The sequence below is a fragment of the Streptomyces sp. NPDC055025 genome (genome assembly GCF_053608565.1).
Genome location: NZ_JBSGVS010000033.1, coordinates 1 through 18538 on the forward strand (window position 1 = coordinate 1; position 18538 = coordinate 18538).

14 protein-coding genes are annotated in these 18538 nt (G+C 70.9%); 3 read left to right on the forward strand and 11 right to left on the reverse strand.

Translation table 11 applies throughout. From position 1 onward, the window contains the following. Positions 1–70 precede the first annotated feature (70 nt). The 7 genes from ACWGDX_RS20790 to ACWGDX_RS20820 form a co-directional block, all read right to left on the reverse strand. On the reverse strand, positions 71–1306 hold the full coding sequence (locus ACWGDX_RS20790; RefSeq protein WP_453627549.1) for an SGNH/GDSL hydrolase family protein: 1236 nt from the start codon (positions 1304–1306) through the stop codon (positions 71–73). Next, positions 1303–3741 (reverse strand): glycosyl hydrolase family 95 catalytic domain-containing protein, encoded by a 2439-nt coding sequence (locus ACWGDX_RS20795; protein ID WP_453627551.1) that lies wholly within the window; start codon positions 3739–3741, stop codon positions 1303–1305. Before ACWGDX_RS20795 ends, ACWGDX_RS20790 begins: the two co-directional genes overlap by 4 nt. 188 nt (positions 3742–3929) lie before the next feature. Further along, a complete protein-coding gene (locus ACWGDX_RS20800) occupies positions 3930–5762 on the reverse strand; it encodes an alpha-galactosidase D (RefSeq protein ID WP_453627553.1) in 1833 nt (610 codons plus the stop codon). A 141-nt stretch (positions 5763–5903) separates the two neighbouring features. Next, complete coding sequence (locus ACWGDX_RS20805; protein WP_453627555.1) at positions 5904–6830, reverse strand: carbohydrate ABC transporter permease; 927 nt, start codon at positions 6828–6830, stop codon at positions 5904–5906. Next, the gene (locus ACWGDX_RS20810) at positions 6827–7777 is read right to left on the reverse strand and encodes a carbohydrate ABC transporter permease (RefSeq protein WP_453627558.1); all 951 of its coding nucleotides are present in this window, start codon (positions 7775–7777) and stop codon (positions 6827–6829) included. The genes ACWGDX_RS20805 and ACWGDX_RS20810 overlap by 4 nt, the downstream gene beginning before the upstream one ends. Positions 7778–7799: 22 nt before the next feature. After that, a complete protein-coding gene (locus ACWGDX_RS20815) occupies positions 7800–9110 on the reverse strand; it encodes an ABC transporter substrate-binding protein (protein ID WP_453627560.1) in 1311 nt (436 codons plus the stop codon). A gap of 8 nt (positions 9111–9118) precedes the next feature. Further along, positions 9119–10294: an ROK family protein gene (locus ACWGDX_RS20820; RefSeq protein WP_453627562.1), complete on the reverse strand. Its 1176-nt coding sequence runs from the start codon at positions 10292–10294 to the stop codon at positions 9119–9121. Between the two features lie 178 nt (positions 10295–10472). Between ACWGDX_RS20820 and ACWGDX_RS20825 the strand changes: the two genes are divergently transcribed. Beyond that, entirely contained in the window at positions 10473–12662 is a 2190-nt protein-coding gene (locus tag ACWGDX_RS20825) for an alpha-galactosidase (protein ID WP_453627565.1), read from the forward strand. A 78-nt stretch (positions 12663–12740) separates the two neighbouring features. Here ACWGDX_RS20825 and ACWGDX_RS20830 read toward each other — a convergent pair whose 3' ends face one another. From ACWGDX_RS20830 to ACWGDX_RS20840, 3 genes are all read right to left on the reverse strand, one after another. Beyond that, positions 12741–13118 (reverse strand): toxin Doc, encoded by a 378-nt coding sequence (locus ACWGDX_RS20830; RefSeq protein WP_453627567.1) that lies wholly within the window; start codon positions 13116–13118, stop codon positions 12741–12743. Next, complete coding sequence (locus ACWGDX_RS20835) at positions 13118–13360, reverse strand: hypothetical protein (RefSeq protein WP_453627569.1); 243 nt, start codon at positions 13358–13360, stop codon at positions 13118–13120. The genes ACWGDX_RS20830 and ACWGDX_RS20835 overlap by 1 nt, the downstream gene beginning before the upstream one ends. Positions 13361–13444: 84 nt before the next feature. Next, entirely contained in the window at positions 13445–15265 is a 1821-nt protein-coding gene (locus ACWGDX_RS20840; RefSeq protein WP_453627571.1) for a DUF885 domain-containing protein, read from the reverse strand. 215 nt (positions 15266–15480) lie between these two features. Between ACWGDX_RS20840 and ACWGDX_RS20845 the strand changes: the two genes are divergently transcribed. Beyond that, the gene (locus tag ACWGDX_RS20845) at positions 15481–16845 is read left to right on the forward strand and encodes a M20/M25/M40 family metallo-hydrolase (RefSeq protein ID WP_453627690.1); all 1365 of its coding nucleotides are present in this window, start codon (positions 15481–15483) and stop codon (positions 16843–16845) included. Here the strand turns inward: ACWGDX_RS20845 and ACWGDX_RS20850 are convergent. After that, positions 16781–18118, reverse strand: coding sequence for an amidohydrolase (locus ACWGDX_RS20850; RefSeq protein WP_453627573.1), 1338 nt, complete (start codon positions 18116–18118; stop codon positions 16781–16783). The two genes, ACWGDX_RS20845 and ACWGDX_RS20850, sit on opposite strands and share 65 nt — an antisense overlap. 162 nt (positions 18119–18280) lie before the next feature. On the opposite strand from ACWGDX_RS20850, the gene ACWGDX_RS20855 reads away from it, so the two are divergent. Further along, positions 18281–18457 carry a thiazolylpeptide-type bacteriocin gene (locus tag ACWGDX_RS20855; protein ID WP_046505532.1) on the forward strand — a complete coding sequence of 59 codons (177 nt, stop codon included), beginning with the start codon at positions 18281–18283 and terminating at the stop codon, positions 18455–18457. Positions 18458–18538: the final 81 nt, after the last annotated feature.

Sequence of the window (18538 nt, forward strand, 5' to 3'; positions counted from 1 at the left end):
CGGGACCCGGGGGAGGCGGAGCCGGTGGATCATACGGGAGCCGGCCGCGGCGGCAGGAGAGGGCGGCCGGTCAGCGGTCGCAGCCCAGGGTCTTGATATCGACCGTGTCGGCCATCACCTGCATGCCCTTGTCGTTCGGATGGACATGGTCGCCGCCATCGAGGGCCGGCAGCAGGCGCTCCTGGTCGTAGGGGCTGCGCAGCGCCTTGTCGAAGTCGGCCACGGCGTCCAGTTCACCGCTGTTCCTGATGTAGTCGTTGACGTCCTGGCGTACGGCCTCGCCCTCGGGGTCGAATTCGTACCAGCCCTTGAACGGCAGTACCGTCGCGCCGACCACACAGATCCCCGCCGTGTGCGCCCGGTCGATGATCTCCCGGTATCCGGCGATCAGATCGCCGGCCGTCACCCCGGTGTGGGCCTTGATGTCGTTGATGCCCTCGAAGAGGAACACCGTACGGACCCCGGGCTGGGAGAGCACATCGCGCTCCAGCCTGTTCAGCGCGGACTGCCCGGCGCCGTCCGCCAGCACCTTGTTGCCGGAGATCCCCTCGTTGGCGACCCCCTCGATCTCCGTCCCGGCCGTGGCCCGGAGACGGCGGGCGAGATAGTCGGGCCACCGGCGGTTCGTATCGGTGCTGGACTGCCAGCCGTCGGTGATGGAGTCGCCCAGGGTGACCACCGCTCCGGTGTCCGCGCCGGTCTCCACCGTGACCGCGTCGAGGTAGTACCAGGAGCTGGTCCGGTCGGTCCAGCTCTCGGCGCCCTCCTCGGCGGCGTGGTCGCCCGCGGTCGCGTACGAGGTCTGCATGGCCATGCCGTGGCCGGTCGAAGGGCCGCCCGCGCTCAGCACATGGAAGCTGACCGCCAGATCGCTCCCCGCGGCCAGCCGGCCGGGCAGCGGATCGCTGACCACGCTCGCGCCCGGCGCGACCGTGACCGACCCCGCGCCGCCGAAGGTGAGCGCGCGGTTGGTGCCGGGTACGACCCGCGCGCCCTCCTGCCGCCGGCCGGCGTAGACGCTGTCGAAGGTCACCGGCCGGTCGCCGAACGCGTTGGACAGACGGACCCGGGTGCCGGTGCCGCCGGCGCTGGTGCGCACCACCATCCGGTAGCTCCGGTCGCGGGGCGCCTCGCCCTGCCGGTCCACGCTCGCGCCCCAGGTGACGACCTGGTGCGGTGATGTCCGGGCCTGTACCGGTGGCGTCGGCGCCGCCTGGGCGGTCAGGGGCGCGCTCAGCAGGGTCAGCAGCGCGGCGACGGCAACCGCCGCGCGCGGACCGAGGAGAGACCGCTGACGGAGGCTCACCGGCCCAGGTCCCGCAGGGTGACGGAGCGGCCCGGCTCGACATCGACCTTCCGGGTCCGCCCGCCGTACGAGACCGTGGTGGTACGCCCGCCGACGCTGCGCAGCCGGGCCTCGGTGACCTTTCCGTCCCGCCAGCTCAGATCGACGGTGAAGCCGCCCCGTACCCCGACGCCCGTGATCCGGCCGGAGTCCGCCCAGGCCGCGGGCAGCGCGGGCAGCAGTTCGACATGGCCGGGCCGTGAGTAGACCAGCATCTCGATCATCGCGGCGGCGGTGCCGAAGTTGGACTCGATCTGGAAGATGCCCCGTCCCTTCTCGACCTCGTAGATGTCGAAGAGGTTCGGTGCCGTGCCGTTGGTGCCGCCGGTGGAGGGCCTGAGGTTGGTGACGACGAGCTGGTACGCCTTGTCCGCGTTCTTGAGCCGCGCCCAGCACAGACCGCGCCAGGCGTTGGCCCAGCCGAAGCTGTCCATCCCGCGCGCGGTGAGCAGGGCGGCCGCACCGTCGACGATCTCCTCGGGGGTGGAGGCGTCGGGGCGGATACGGTCCCCGGGGAAGAGCCCGATGAGCGGGGAGAGATGCCGGTGGGTCGTCTCGCCGAGGTTGTCGGGCGACATCCACTCCTGGAGCCAGCCCGACGTGGGGCTCACCTCGGGGAGATACAGCCGCTCCCGGAGGGCGCCGACGGTCGCGCTGTGCGCGGTGTCCTTGCCGAGGACGGCGGCGGCGGTGCGGAAGTTCCCGAAGAGCGCCCAGACCAGTTCCTGCGCGTAGGTCATGCCCTTGGCGTCCTGCGGGCCGTGCTCGGGCGACCAGTCCTTGTCGTCGATGAGCACCTCGCGGGTCCTGCCGGTGGCCGCGTCGGTGACGGTCGTGGTGATCAGCCGCGCCTCCCAGAATTCGACGGCGCCCTTGAGCAGCGGGTAGATCTTGGCGAGGTACGCCCTGTCCTGGGTGAACTCGTAGTGCTCGAAGAGGGAGTTGGCCAGCCAGGCGTTACCGCCGGGATGCCACCACCAGCCGTTGCCGCCATGGATGTTGGTGGAGAAGGAGACGGCCCAGCCGCCGACCTTCCCGGTGGAGTTGCGGAAGCGGTTGCGCGGGTCGTTGAAGAGGTCGCGGGTGAGCGCGGTCCAGGACGGGAGCTGCGCCAGACAGTAGTCGGCGAAGGCGTCGAACAGGCCGGACAGACCCGCCCGGTCGGCCATCCAGTAGTTCATCTGGATATTGATGTCGGTGTGGTAGTCGCCCATCCAGTCCGGGTCGTTGCCGTCCAGCCACAGCCCCTGGAGGGCGACCGGCAGACTGTCCCGGGATCCGGCGATCATCAGATAGCGGCCGAACTGGAGGTAGGAGGCTTCGAGTTCGGGATCGGCCTCACCGTCGGTGTGGCGTGCCCGGACGCGCTCCCAGGTGTCCAGACCGCGCTGAAGCTCCGACGACTCACCGAGCGAGACGTCCATCCGCTCGAACAGCGCGCGGTGGTCGGCGACATGGCTGTGCAGCAGGGCGGTGACGGGGTTACGGGCCGCCGCGAGGACCTTTGTCCTGGCCAGTCGCTCGGGATCGAGGCCGCGGTCGCGGTAGCCGGTGGCCGCGTCGGGGGCGTAGTCGGTGCCTCCGCTGACGACGACCGTGAGTTCCCGGCAGCCCTCGAAGGTGATCGTCGTACCGTCGACCGTCACCTTGCCGGTGTCGCTCCAGGCCGTCACCGCGGCGCCGTAGCGCAGTCCGCCGTCCGGGAAGGAGCCGCTGAACGAGGCGTACGTGCGCGCGCGGTCCGCGGTGGTCGTCTCGTCGTGGGTGCCGGCCAGGCTCACCGATCCGGTGTACCGTCCGCCGCCCTTCTGCGAGAAGTGCGCGACGACGGCGTCGTCGGGATGGCTGGCGAAGATCCGGCGCTCGTAGGTCACTCCGGAGCGTACGTACGAGGAGGAGACCACACCCTGGCTGATGTCGAGGTCACGCCGGTAGCCGGAGACGGCCGACAGCTCGTGGTCGGGGATGTCGACGGTGAGCCGGCCGAGCAGGGTGAACGAACCGAAGTCCTGGCGCCCGTAGGGGAACTGGCCGTCCGCGTCGAGCGTGCCGTTGAGACCGCCGGTCCACAGGGTGGCGTCGGTGACGAGGAGCACCTCGCGGGAGGGATCGTTGCCCGCGAGGGCGCCGAGGCGGCCGTTGCCCACCGGCAGGCCCTGCTCGATCATGTTCTTGTCCGAGGCCGGTGACTGGTACCACAACCTGGTGGCCGACGACGCCGGAAGCAGGGGGGACCTGGTCTGCCGGACCACGGGCGGGGAGGCGGCGAAGGCGGGCAGAGCGCCGAGGGCGGTGAAGGCGCCCACCGCGGCGGCGAGGGAGAGGGCCTCTCGCCGGCTCGGGCGGCGGGGGGAGTCCGGTGCTGACGCGGGTGTGCCGGTGTGCTGGTCGTCCACGGTGCACTCCATTCCGGAAGGGCGGTGCGGGCATGCGGGTGCCGGTCCGCCGGGGCGGGGAAGGGGCCGGTGCGGGGCCTGCGGCGGCAGGGCCCCGCACCGGTGTTCAGAACGGGAGGGGTTCAGAGCGGGACGGGCGCGGAGCAGGAGGGGCTCGGAGCGGAAAAGACTCGGAGCGGGACGCGGGCTCAGAGCCGCGGTACGGCGATCCGGTCGATGTCCGGCGCGTAGCCGTCACCGCTGTCGATGGTGATCGTGTTCGTACCGGCCTTGAGGGTCACCGGGACGGTGACGGTCTCGACGGTCCCCCAGTCGGCGGTGGCGGGGAATTCGAGACCGGTGGCGCCGTTCCCGTTGCTGGAGATCTTCGCCGGGCGCGCGTCACCGCTGATGTAGGACACATCGATCATGTAGTGCCCGGCCTTCGCCACCACCACGTCGTTGAACCGGAGCTTTCCGCCCTGGTAGAGATTGCCGACCTTGTGCGTGCCCGAGCACGCGCCGCAGTCGCCGATCGAGGCGTTGCCGCTGAGCGTGTTGGCCGGGGACTCGGCCTCGTAGGCCGTCTTCGTGAACGCGCTTCCCCTCGGGGTCACGGTGAACAGACGCGAGCCATGGGCCGGCAGGGCCTGGGTCACCTTCTCCTTGAACGTGCCGAGGTCTTCCTTGTTCCATACGTCGTGGACCTTGGCCTGGCCCGTGAAGCCCAGGGACTGCCAGTCGGCGGTCACGGCGGCGGAGGTGTCGGCGAGGTTGAACAGGGCCACGGTGTGGCTGCCGTCGGCGTTCCTGGAACTCCAGACCTGCTGGTCGCCGGTCGCGGTCACCGGGCGGGCCGGCGGCGCGCTGCCCTGGTTGATGGCGATGACGTCCTTGTTGGTGAGCAGGGAGACGCCGTAGTCGTCGAGGCGGGTGAGGTCGTCACCGGTGTAGAGGGGCGACTTGGCGATGGCCCACAGGGTCATGTAGCTCTGCCGCTCGGCCTTGGTCAGGCCGTCCATCTCGCCGTTGCCGACGTCGATGGCGTCGAGGTCGTTCCAGCCGCCGGGAGCCGCGAACCGGGCCCACTTGGGAGCGTCGTCGAAGCGGTCGTCGACGGAGTTCTCCCACGAGACGAGCGTGTTGCAGTAGCACTCGACATCGGTGTCGATCCGCCAGCCGTTGGAGTACTTCTTCCAGTCGGCGACATGGCCGATGTCGAGCGACCAGGAGATCTCCAGGTGCAGCGGGCGGCCCGCCGTGGCGATCGCCTGCTGCCAGGCGGCGACATCGGCGACGTTGTCGTAGTTGTCACCGCTCTTGAAGGAGCCGGGTCCGACACCGTCGAGCTTGAGGAAGTCGTACCCCCAGTCGGCGAACATCCGCGCCTGCGAGTCGATGTACTTCTGCGCGCAGGGACCGGAGAAGTCGAGTTTGTAGGCGCTGTCCCAGCCGTTGGTGGTGCGCAGATCGCTGTACACGATATCGGCGGTGGTGCAGCCCTCGGCGTTCCAGATGGGGACCGTACCGCCGCCGTACGCCTCCTTCTCCAGACCGACGGGGAGGTAGATACCCGCCTTGAGCCCCTTCGCGTGGATGTCGTCGGCGACCGCCTTCATACCGCGCGGGAAGCGGCCGGGGTCGGCGGCCTGCCGGGCGTATCCGTCGAACTCCGGCTTCCACGCCATGTCGCGCCACCAGCCGGCGTCGATGTTGACGTACTCGTAGCCGTACTTCTTGAGCTTGGAGGCCAGGGCGCCCGCCTGCTTGAGGACGTTCTTCTCGGTGAGATAGCTGTAGTCGCCGTCGGGGTTGAGTCCCGGGTACTTCGAGGACTGCATGCTCCAGCTCGTCCAGCCCATGTACGGCTTCGGGGCGGGAGCGGCGGCCGTCGAGGAGCTGGGGGCGGTGGCTGTGGCGGCGGCGGTGGTGGTCGACGTGGCCGTGGGGGTGGCCGCGACCGCCGCGGGGACGGCCGTCGTCAGACCCGCGGTGAGAGCCAGGGCGAGCAGAGTTCTGAAGGAGTACGAGGGTGACCGCATGGGCCGGGACCTCCTGTTGTCGGGGCAGGACGGGACAGGACGTGTCCGCACGGGGGCGGATGGATACGTGATGGCACGGGGAAGCGGGAGGGGTGGTCGGGCGGGGCTCGACGGGCCGGTGGGCCTCTGGAGCGGCCGCGCTCAGCCCTTGCCGGAGCCGATCGTGAGCCCGCTGATGAACTGGCGCTGGAGAGCGAAGTACACGAGCAGCGTCGGGATCGCGGTCATCAGCGCTCCGGCCGCGATGAGATTGGGATTGGTGAAGTACTGGCCCTGGAGATTGGCCAGCGCGGAGGTGATCGGCCGCTTGTCGCCGGTCTCGATCAGCGCGAGCGACCAGAAGAAGTCGTTGTAGATCCAGATGGCCTCCAGCGTGGCCAGCGCCGCGAACGCGGGACGGCACAGCGGCAGCACGATCTGGAAGAACTGGCGCCATACGGGGGCGCCGTCGACCAGCGCCGCCTCGGTGATCTCCTTGGGGATCGTCCGCATGTAGTTGCTGAGCACGAAGGTGCAGAAGCCGCACTGGTAGGCGATATGGATCGCGATGATGCCCCACACCGAGTTGTAGAGCAGGAGCGAGTCGCTCATCCACCAGGGCAGCGGGATCAGCAGATAGAGCCGGTAGAGCGGGGTGATGAGCACCTGGGCCGGCAGCAGATTGCCCGCGGTGAAGAGCATCAGCAGGACGATGTTCCACCGGAAGTCGAAGCGGGTGACGAAGAAGGCCACCGCGGCGGAGAACAGCAGGGTGCCGAGGACCGCGGGGATGGTGATGAGAACGGAGTTCCAGAAGAAGTGCGGCATCCCGGACTGGTTCCAGGCGTCCGAGAAGTTCTCCAGGCTCAGACCGCGCGGCCAGGAGAGATAACCGTTTCTGCTGGTGTCCTCGTACGGCCGCAGCGAGGTGTAGACGGCCCAGAGCAGCGGCACGAGCCAGAGCAGGGCGATCCCGCCGAGGAGAAGGTGCCGCCCGGTCTGGCTCCTGGGGCGGGAGGGGCCGGCGCCGGGCGCGGGCGTACGGCGGGTCCGTGAGCCGGCGGCCGGCGGTGTGGCGGTCGCGGTCACTGGTCCTCCTTGCGGAAGTTCTGGAAGAGGAAGGTCCCGATGGCGGCCAGCGAGACGAGCAGCAGGACGACCGCGAGGGCCGAGCCGTAACCGATGTGGCTGGACTCGCCGATGATGTTGTCGGTGATCAGCAGGGAGAGCAGTTCCATACCGGGCTTGCTGCCGACTCCCCCGCCGAGTATGTAGACGATGTCGAAGGCCCGCAGCGACTCCATGACGGTGACGACCAGGATGATGATGTTGACGGGTTTGAGGGCGGGGAAGACGACGCGCAGAAAGGTCTGGCGTTCGTTGGCGCCGTCGAGGGCGGCGGCTTCCTTCAGCGCGGGGTCGAAGCCCTTCAGCCCCGCCAGATAGAGGATCATGATGTAGCCGGTGTGCCGCCAGGCGGAGGCGACGAGCACCGCCCAGAGATTGAGGTCCGGGTCGCCCAGCCAGTCGATGTGATGGCCGGGTGCCACCCCGCTGAGGACGCCGTTGAGCAGTCCGTTGTCGGGGTTGTAGATGATCTCCCAGATGAAGCCGACCACGGCCAGCGAGAGCACCATGGGCAGGAAGATCGCGGTCTGGTAGATCCGGGTGAAGCGGATCTTCCGGTCGAGCTGGTAGGCCAGGAAGATACCGAACGGGGTCGGCAGCAGGGCCGTGAACAGCAGCCAGACGACGTTGTGCCGCACCGCCGGCCAGAACGGCGGGTAATTGGTGAGGATCTCCCGGTAGTTGCCCAGCCCGGTCCAGTGGATGTCGGACAGGGCGATGCCGTCCCAGCTCGTGAAGGAGAGTCCGAGGGAGGCGAGGGCCGGCAGCCAGACGAAGACCAGCAGGGCGACGAGCGGAATCCCGATGATGACCGTGAGGAAGACCCGGTCACCGGCGCCGAGCCGGCGCGGACGGGGCCCGGACCGGTCGCGTGAGGGGGAGGGCGGCGCTGGGCGCACGGAGGACATGCGGAACCTTCCCGGGTCCTGGTCAGGCCGTGAAGAAGCGCGAGCGCTGGGACTCGATCTTCTTCAGCAGGGCCGAGCCGTCGTCGGGGTGGCCCAGCCACTGGGTGAGCCCCGGCAGTACGACGGTGGAGATGAAGCCCGGGTCGCTGTCGCGGTCGCCGAACTGGGTGATGTGCTTGGCCGAGGCGATGAGCTCGGCCGACTTCTTCTGGAGCGCGTTGTACGAGCCGGTGTCGGCCTGGGAGTTGACGGCGACATTGCTCGGGTCGACGCCCATGTACAGATTCTCGGCCTTCGCGCTGCCGAGGAACTCCAGCAGCCGGCCGGCGCCGTCCGCGTTCTTCGGCCGCCGGCTGAGCATGAAGCCGTCGGTCGGTGCCTCGACGGTGTCCTGGCCGAAGGACGGGTCGATCTCGGGGAAGGCGAAGAAGTCGATGTCCTCGCGGAGCTTGTCGTCGGTGATCTGCTGGCCCAGGAAGAGTCCGATGACGGCCATGCCGGACTTCTTGTCGAGCAGGGACTGCGCGGCGTCCTGCCAGGAGCGGCCGCCCGCGCCCTGCTGGTAGTAGGGGCTCAGCTCGCGCCAGAGGTCGAGCGTCCTGACGGTGCGCCGGTCGGTCCAGGAGGTCTCGCCGCGCATCAGCGACATATGGAAGTCGTAGCCGTTGGCGCGGAGGTTCAGATAGTCGAAGGCACCGAGGATGGACCAGCTGTCGCCGCCGCCGTAGCCGGACGCGATGGGCGAGAGACCGTCCTTCTTCATCCGCTTGGCGAGCGCGGTGAACTCGCTCCAGGTGCGGGGGGTCTCGTACCCGCGTTCCTGGAACACGCTCCTGCGGTAGAAGACGGCCCATGGGTAGTTGTAGAGCGGGACGAAGTAGTACTTCCCGTCCAGTCCCCGGGAGAGCTGCTTGGCGGCGTCGCTGAAGCCGGCGCCTATCTTCTCCCACACGTCGTCGACGGGGTGGGCGAGACCCTTCTTGGCGAAGTACTGCATGCGGTAGCCGGCGAACCAGGTGAAGACGTCGTCCGGGGTGCCCTGGAGGTAGTTGGAGATGCTCTTCTGGAAGGTGTCGTGGTCGACGGTGTTCGTCCTGACCGTGAGACCGCTGTCCTTGGTGAAGGCGTCGGTGACGGCCGCGTAGGCGGACTTGGGGGTGGCGTCCGCCCCGTTGGAGCCGAAGGTCACCGTCTTCGGATCGGCGGAGGGGCCGCCGCCGCAGGCGGTCAGGACGGGTGCGGCGAGCGCCGCGGCACCGATGCCGAGGGCGCCGCGGACCACACCGCGGCGGCCGGGCCCACTGGCGGGCGAGGGGATGCGGCTCAGCGTCATCGCTACTCCTAATGCGTGTCTGTTCCGATGAAGGACTGGATGGCGGTGGCCGCGGCCCCGCGCGCCCACTCCTCGAAGGGCAGCGGACGTGTCATCACGTCGCACTGCGCGGCGGTTCCGAAGGCGGACGCGGTGAACGCGTCGCGGATGTGCTCGGCGAAGAGGTCGTACGCGGCGAGGCCCTCACCGGAGATGATCACCCGTCGCGGTCCCAGCACATTGACGACGGCCCCGATGGCCCGCCCGATGGCCTCCCCGGCCCGCGCGTAGACCTCTCTGGCGCCGGGGTCGCCCCGGTGGGCGAGGTCCAGGGCCTCTTCCGAGCCGGTGACCGGCAGACCGGTCACCTCCCTGACCCGGCGGATGATGGCCGAGTCCCCGGCGATCGCCTCCACACAGCCGTTGTTGCCGCAGTGGCACGGGGGACCCAGCGGATCGATGGAGAGATGGCCGATCTCACCGGCCACCCCGTGCGCGCCGGAGACCACCCGGCCGTGCACCACCAGGCCGCAGCCGATGCCCGCGCCCACGGTCACCAGCGCGAAGTCGGAGATGCCCGCCCCGGCCCCGAACCACTGCTCGGCGACGGTCAGCGCGCGTACGTCGTTGTCGACCGTGACCGGCAGGCCCGTGACCGTCGCGGCCAGTTCGGCGAGCGGCACGTCCCGCCACTCCAGGAACGGCGAGTACCGCACCACCCCGGCGGCCCGGTCCACATCGCCGGAGACCGCGAGGCCGAGACCCCGTACCTCCACACCGAATCCGTCGGCCTCGGTGAGGAGTTCCTGGACGAGTCCGGCGATCGAGGCGAGTACGGAGCCCGGATCGCGGGCGGTGAGCGGCAGGTGCCGGGCCACCCGGATACGGCAGCAGAGATCGGCGAGGACCGCGATGATCTCGTCGCCGGTCACCTTGACCCCGATGAACAGGGCCCTGCCGCCGTCCACCCGCAGGAGGTTGGCGGGACGTCCGAGGGCGGGCCGCGCCTCCTCGTCCACGCCCTCGACCAGATAGCCGGCCTCCATCAGCGGGCGCACCGCCTTGGTGACCGCGGCCGAGGAGAGGGCGGTGCGCCGGGCTATCTCGATCCGGGTGAGCGGGCCGTGGGACAGCACGGTGGTGAAGACGAGGGAAGCGGCCGGTGTCGGTACCGGAACCGCCTCGGTGCGAGGGGTCGAGCGCATGGCCGAAACGTAGGTGGGTTCTTTTCCTCTGTCAATGAAAGAAGCAAGCTCCTTTCGAAGCAGCAACTGGAAGGGTTCCGATCATGCGATTACGAGACTGGCACGGGGTATTGACAGGTGATCGAAGGGATAGTTGGCTGCGGACTGCTCTCGTGGCGCTACCCGAACGTGAGGATCCATGCCTGTGATCTCCTTCGCCCCGGACACCGGGGTCTGGCTGCTCTCCACTCCGCGCACCTCGTACGCGCTGCGGATCGACGCGTCGGGGGCGCCCTGTCATCTCGCGTGGGGACCACGGCTGACGCTTGCGGAGGCAGGCGAACTGGTCCTTCCTCCGGCGCCCGCGGCCAGCAGTTTCGAGGGACGGCCGGCCGTCGGCGAGGAGCTGCCCGTCGACGGCGGGGCCCGCTTCGGCCCCCCGTCGCTCCAGGTGCGCTTCGCCGACAGCACGCGCGCCGTCGAGTGGCTGCCGACCGGCCACCGGGTCCATGAACCGGACCCGGGAACGGGAACGGAACCGGGGCGGGGACCGGGAACGGAACCGGTCCCCGGGCGGGCCCCGGGGACGGCCGAACTCGCCCTGGAGTTCAGGGACCGGCACTACCCCCTGGAGATCACGCTCCACTACCGCGTCCACGACGACAGTGATGTGATCGAACGCTGGACCGTGCTGCGCAACACCGGCGAGGACCCGGTGGCGCTGCCGCGCGCCGACTCCGCCGCCTGGACCCTGCCGGCCAGGGAGGACTACCGGCTGAGCCATGTCACGGGCCAGTGGTCCGCCGAGACCCAGCTGCGCAGGGAGCGGCTGCCGTTCGGGGAGACCGTACTCACCAGCAGACGGGGGATCACCAGCCATCACGCCAATCCCTGGGTGATGGTGGACGCGGGTGACGCGACCGAGGAGCGGGGGCAGGTGTGGAGCGCGGCCCTGGCCTGGAGCGGCAGTTGGCGTATCACCGTGCAGCGCACGCCCGACGGACGGGCGGGGTTCACGGGTGGCGCGGGCCAGGACGGTACGGCCCTGCCGCTCGGTCCGGGCGAGGAGTTCACCACCCCGGTGCACGCCGGTCTCTACACCGACGGCGGCTTCGGCGCGACGAGCCGGGCCTGGCACGCGTACACCCTCGCCCATGTGCTGCCGCATCCCGACGAGATCCGGCCGGTGCTCTACAACTCGTGGGAGGCGACGGGATTCGATGTCGACGAGGCCGGCCAGCGCGCGCTCGCGGCCCGCGCGGCGGCGCTCGGGGTGGAGCTGTATGTCATGGACGACGGCTGGTTCGGCGCCCGGCGCAGCGAGAAGGCCGGGCTCGGCGACTGGACACCGTCCGCCGACCGCTTCCCCGCCGGGCTCACTCCCCTGGTGGCGGAGGTGCACCGGCTCGGTATGCGGTTCGGGCTGTGGGTGGAGCCCGAGATGGTCAACCCCGACAGCGATCTCTACCGTGCGCACCCGGAGTGGGTGCTGCACTTCCCGCACCGCGACCGCACCGAGCTGCGCGGTCAGCTCGTCCTCAACTTCGCCCGTCGCGATGTGGCGGACTGGGCGTACGGCTGGCTGACCGAGCTGGTCGGCGCCCATGGCGTCGACTTCCTGAAGTGGGACATGAACCGCGCCTTCAGTGAGGCGGGCTGGCCGGACCTGGCCGACGGCGCCGACCGGGTGGGAACGGCGTATGTGCGCAACCTCTACGGAGTTCTCGACCGGCTGCGCGCCGACCACCCCGGGCTGCGGATCGAGTCGTGCAGCGGTGGCGGCGGCCGGGTGGACCTGGGCATTCTGTCCCGTACCGACCAGGCGTGGACCTCGGACAACACGGACGCCGCGGACCGGGTCCTGATCCAGCACGGCTACGGCCAGCTCTATCCGGCGCGGACCATGGCCGCGTGGGTGACCGATGTGCCGAACCAGCTCACCGGCCGCTCGGTGCCCCTGCGCTTCCGCTTCCATGTGGCGATGGCCGGGGTGCTGGGGGTGGGCGGCGATCTCACCCGCTGGTCGGACGGTGAACTGGCGGAGGGCGCGGAGCTGGTGGCGGGGTACAAGCGCGTGCGCCATCTCGTCCAGCACGGCACGCTGCACCGGCCGCGCGGTCCCGTGGACGACGGGCCGGCCGCGGTGCAGTACACCGCGCGGGACGGAGGTGAGGCGCTGCTGCTGGTCTGGCGGCGCGCGCCCCGCCATGGCGCCCCGCGCGCCCCGCTCCGGCTGGCCGGTCTGGACCCCGCCGCCCGCTACCGCGACGCCCGTACCGGTGCCGTCCACTCCGCGGCCGTACTGACCGGCTACGGCTACGAGCCCGACCTGCCGCCCGGCGACTGGTCGAGCACGGCGGTGCATCTGGTCCGGGTGCGGGACGAATGATCCGGGCGCCGCTGATCCTGGCGCCGCCGGTCAGGAACCCCTGATCCGGCCGCCGTGACGGGGGGCGCCGTCCTCGTGTCAGATGCGCCAGGCGCGGATGTGCTGCGCCGCCTGGTACACGTTCACCTTGCCCGACTGGACGGCGCGCACCAGTTCGACGAGCGCGCCGTACGGCGGATCGATTCCCTCGCCGGACGCGTGCATGTATGCGGCGGCGACCTGGCACGCGTACAGGCTGTTGCGGTACGGCAGCGGCTCCAGCCGCACGAGGGTGTGGAAGAGGGCCGCCGCGCGCCAGGCCACATCGGGTTCGCTGGTGGCCGGACGCGGGATCCGGGTCTTGTGCCGCGCGACGGCGGCGACCAGGGCGGAGTAGTCGGCGACGGACACGTCTTCGGGGACGGCCTGTTCCTGTACGTCCAGGAGCCAGGCCACATCGATATAAAGCACGGGCATCAGGCGGCGTCCACCTGCCGGTTCTCATGCCCGGCGGGTGGGATCTCATCGGCGAAGGCCTCGTCGAACTCGGTCCTGTGCCGCTCGCCCCAGGTGACCGCGTAGCGGACGAACTGGATCCGCTGCTGCTCACGCAGGGGCAGATCGTGGACGTACTGCTTGAGCGACTTGCCCTCGGCGGCGGCGGCGGCGCGGACCGCCTCCAGCTCGTCCTCGGTGAAGCTGATGTTGAGAGATGGCATGGGCCTACGGTACCTAACCGGTACCGTTCAGGGAAGTGCCCAGGTCACACCGTCTGCGCGGGGGTCGCGGGGGTCGCGGAGGGGTCAGAGTCCGGCGAGGACGGTCTCCAGATCGTCCAGGCCGAGGGAGCCCTGCGACAGCGCGGCCATGTGCCAGCGCTTGAGATCGAAGTCGCGGCCGTCGCGGCGGTGCGCCGTGCGTGCCGCCTCGCGCCCGCGCAGCCAGGAGCGCTCGCCGAGCTTGTACCCGATGGCCTGGCCGGGTGTGCCCTGGTAGCGGATCACCTCCTTGCGGACGAACTCGTCCGGACGGCCGCTGTGCGCCCTGAAGAACCGCTCCGCCAGCGCGGGGGTCCAGCGCTCGCCGGGCCGGAAGGGCGAGTGCCCTGGAATCCTCAGCTCCAGATGCATCCCGAGGTCGATGACCACCCGTACCGCGCGCATCATCTGCATGTCCAGATAGCCGAGCCGGTGCTCGGGGTCGGAGAGGAAGCCCAGCTCGTCCATGAGCCGCTCCGCGTAGAGCGCCCAGCCCTCCGCGTTGGCGCTCACCGTCCCGACACCCGTCTGGTAGCGGGAGAGCCGGCCGGACAGATGGGCCCACTGGGCCAGCTGGAGATGGTGGCCGGGGACGCCCTCGTGGTACCAGGTGGAGACCAGTTCGTATGTCGGGAAGCGCGTCCTGCCCATGGTCGGCAGCCAGGTGCGGCCGGGACGGGTGAAGTCCTCCGAGGGCGAGGTGTAGTACGGCGCGGGGCTGCTGCCCGCGGGGGCGAGGCGGGACTCCACACGGGCGACCCGCTCGGCGATGTCGAAGTGGGTGCCGTCCAGACGCCCGACGGCCTCGTCCATCAGGTCCTGGAGCCAGACGCGTACCTCCTCCTCCCCCTCGACGGCATGGCCATGGGTGTCGAGATGCCTCAGCACCGTCCAGGGCGTCGCCGCGTCCGGCTGGATCCTGGCCGCCTCGGTCCGCATCTCGTCGAGCAGCCGGTGGAATTCGGACCAGCCGTACTCGTACGCCTCGTCCAGGTCGAGATCGGTCCCGTTGAAGTAGCGCGCGCAGACGGCGTACCGCTCGCGGCCCACCACCTCCGGGGCGCCCGCGACACCGGGGGCGTAGACCTGGCCGAGCCACTCCCGCAGCCGTCCGACGGCGGCGGTGGCCTCCAGCGCGGCGCTCTCCAGCTCCTCGCGCAGCGCCTCGGGACCGGGGGCGACGAACCGGCCGAACCAGCCGCCCTTGCGGCCGGTCCACTCGTCGAGCTGCCCGATCATGGCGGTGATCTGGCGCGGGCCGCCGGGCAGGCCCCGGCGCAGGCCCTCGGTGAGCGCGGCGCGATAGCTCTCCAGCGAGGCGGGGAGGGCGCGCAGCCGGCGCTCCACGAGGCGCCAGTCCTCGTCGTCGGCGGTGGGGGTGAGCGTGAGGGCGGTCCGGATCTGGTGCACGGGAGAGAAGATGCTGGAGACCGAGCGGAGTGTCTCGCCCGTCTCGTGCATCGCGAGTTGCGCGGTGAGCCGCTCGCGCAGGAGCCGGGCGCAGTTCCGCTCGATCGCCGCGTCGGAACCGGCGTCCGGATCCCCGCCTGTCCCCGTACCCGGGCCGGTGCCGGTGCCGACATCCGCCCCGGCCCCGGTGCCGGTCGCCGAGTCCCCCTCCGGCATGGTCCGCCGACCCGTCGCGGCGGCAAGGCGGCGCAGTGTGTCTCCGGCGAGCCGCGCGAGCTGATCGATGCCGTCCGGGGAGAAGTCGGGCAGTCTGCCATGGCTGGCCCGGTCGCCGATGATCGTACCGAGCACCGGATCCAGCACGATCAGATCATCGGCGTAGGCGTCCGCGATCCGGCGCGGCGGGGACGGGGAGGCGGCGGAAGGCAGTGGCCGGGAGCGCGTGGTGTCAGACATGCGGATCATCCTCACGCCCGGCGGGCCGCGATGCCCGGCCGATGACGGCAGACGCCGCAAAACTGCCGTATCTTCCGCTGACGCCATCGGCCGCCGGCACGGTTCACTTGTGGTGAGCCGCGACGAACTCCCCCTGACGCGCGGGCCTTTCACGAGGAGTGTGTGTGTCCGTCGAAGCAGCCCACCGTGCGATCGCCGCCTCCGTCGCCTCTCTGATGCCCCGGGCCCGCACCGAACTGGCCGAGCTGGTCGCGTTCCGCTCGGTGGCCGGTCCGGCACGTTCACCCGGGAGCGAGTGCGAGGCCACGGCGGAATGGTTGGCCAAAACCCTGCGCGCCGAAGGTTTCCAGGACGTTGCGTTACTGGACACCCCGGACGGGGCCCGGTCGGTGTACGGCTCGCTGCCGGGACCGGCCGCGAGCCCGACCGTACTCCTCCACGCGCACTACGACATCCGGCCGCCCCTGGACGAATCCGCCTGGCGCACCCCGCCCTTCGCCCTGACCGTGCGGGAGAACGGCCGGTGGTACGGACGGGGCGCGGCCGGCTGCAAGGGCGGCATCGTCATGCATCTGCTCGCCCTGCGCGCGTTACGGGCCGGTGGCGGGCTGCCGGTGAACGTCAAACTGATCGTGGAGGGCTCGCGGCAGCGGGGTACGGGCGGCCTGGAACGGTACGCGCGTGCGCACCCGGAGCTCCTCGCCGCCGACACCGTGGTCATCGGTGACACCGGCAACGTACGGGCCGGGCTGCCGACCGTGACCGTCTCGCTGCGCGGGGCGGTGCGGGCCCGGGTCACGGTGGAGACCGAGTCCTCGGGGCGCGGCCCGGCCGCGGACGCGCACTCCGGACCGTCCGGCACCGGCCGTACGGCGGACAGCACGCGGGCACCCGACGCCACGGCCGCGCTGATCCGTACGCTCGCCTCTCTGCACGACGGTGAGGGCAACACGGTCGTCGACGGCCTCGACGGCGCCGGGCGCTGGTGCGGTGTGCCGTATCCGCGCAGACGGTTCCGCGGCGACGCCGCGGTGCTCCACGGTGTCGACCTGCCGGGTTCGGGGACCGTCGCCGACCGCCTCTGGGCCCGTCCCTCCGCGACCGTCACCGGACTCGACTGTCCACGGCCGGGCAGCGGGGACGGCGCGCGGGCGCTGGTCTGTCTCCGGATCCCGCCCGGGACGGACTGCGCCAGGGCCGCCGAACTGCTCACGCGCCATCTGGAGTCGCACACGCCCTGGGGCGCGCGGGTGCGGGTGGAGACCGTCGGGCAGGAGCAGCCGTTCAGCGCCGACACCACGGCTCCGGCCTACACCGCGATGGCCGAGGCCATGCGGCTGGCGTACGGGCAGGAGATGCGGGTGGCGGGCCTCGGCGGCTCGGTCCCGCTCTGCGGCACCCTGGCGGATCTCTCGCCCCGGGCCGAGATCCTGCTGATCGGCCTGGGCGAGCCCGAGGCGCGGGTCCACGCGGTGAACGAGAGTCTGGACCCGCGCGAGCTCGAACGGATGTCGGTCACCGAGGCGCTGTTCCTGTGGCGGCTGCGGAACCGGGGTACGCACGGTCCTTGCCGGCCGTGAGCCAGACCAGGGCCGCCGCCGTCATCGCGGTGATCCCGGTGGGCAGGGCGGTGCGGACGTCCGGGGCGAACTCCGGCGAGTGGTTCGGCGGCAGAGCCGCGAGCTTCTCCTCGGCCGTGCCGGGGGTGGTGGCCCAGGTCTTGGGGCCGACCGTGCCGAGCATCCAGTAGGACAGCGCGATCCCCGTCGTCCCGTGCAGGGACGCTCCCGCGTCCCCGTAGAGCGGAAAGTCCTCGGTGGCCATGGCGGGTGGCCAGAGCGCCACCCGCCCGGGTCCGTACAGCTCCTCGTGGGCCCGGCGCACGGCCGCCGTGGCCGCCGGGTCGGGGTGGGTGACGGGGGACCGGGAGACGACCGTGATCTCCGGCTCCCGGGGACAGCCGGACGCGGCGCACTCGGCTCTGATGACGCGTTCCACCGAGCCGGTCATCCGGTCGAGGGCGCGCTCGGACAGGGCGCGCACGGTGATACCGAGGGCCGCCAGTCCGGGGATCAGATTGCCGGCGGTGCCCGAGTGGAACGACCCCACGTTCAGGGCCACTTGCTCGGCCGGGGCGGACTCGCGGGACACCGTCCCCTGGAGCCGCAGCACGGCCGCGGCGCCGGTGAGCACCGGGTCCACCGCGAGCTGCGGGGTGCCCGCGTGCCCCGCACGGCCGTGGATGACGGCCTTGATGCCGGCGCTCCCCGCCAGCATCGGGCCGTAACCGTGGGCGACCATACCGCCGAGCAGGGGCGCGGTGTGCTGGGCGAGTACGGCGTCGGGCCGCCCGAAGCGTTCGTACAGCCCGTCCTCCAGCATGGCCCGCGCTCCCGTGAGGGTCTCCTCCGCCGGCTGCCCGACGATCACCGCCGTGCCGCGCCAGCTCTCCCTGGCGCGGGCCAGCAGGGACGCGGCGCCCGCGACGGCGGCCAGATGCAGATCGTGTCCGCAGGCGTGGGTGACCGGGCCCTCGCTGGCGTAGGGCAGTCCGGTGCGCTCCGCCAGGGGCAGGGCGTCGAGTTCGGCGCGGATCAGGACGCGCGGTCCGTCGCCGTTGCGCAGCACTCCGACGACACCGTGGCCGCCGACGCCCTCCGTCACCTCGTAGCCCGCGTCCCGCAGCCACCGCCCCAGCGCGGCGGCGGTCCGGCGTTCCTCGCCGGAGAGTTCGGGATGGCGGTGCAGATCCAGATAGAGGGCGACCGCCGGGCGCAGGACCTCGGCCAGCCCGTCCAGGACGGGGGCGTTCGCTCCGGGGTGCGGGTACGCGACAGGGCTCACCCGGTCCATGGTGCGGTACGGGCCGGGCCCGCCACGTACAGACCGCTGACACGGGTGGTCAGTGGAAGACGTGCCGTTCTGGAAGTGGGGTCCGCTGGAATACGGGTGGCACAGACGGATCGGGTCACCGGGGAGCCCCCCGGGGACCGGGCCTTCCCCTAAGGAGTCACCATGGCTGACAAGAGCACCCTCGCCTCCCTGGCCGACGAGATCATGGAGCTGGAGTCCGAGACCTTCGAGATCTCCGACTACTCGGACGCCAGCGAGGTCGTGCTCGCGGGCTCCACGAGCTGCAGCTCGACGTCGACCTGCTCCTCCACCACCAGCACCACCTCCTGCAGCGCCTGATCCCACGCGCTCGGCGAAGAAGCGGGCGGTACCTGCGAGCTCTCGCGGGTACCGCCCGCTGCTTGTGTGCCGTGTGCCATG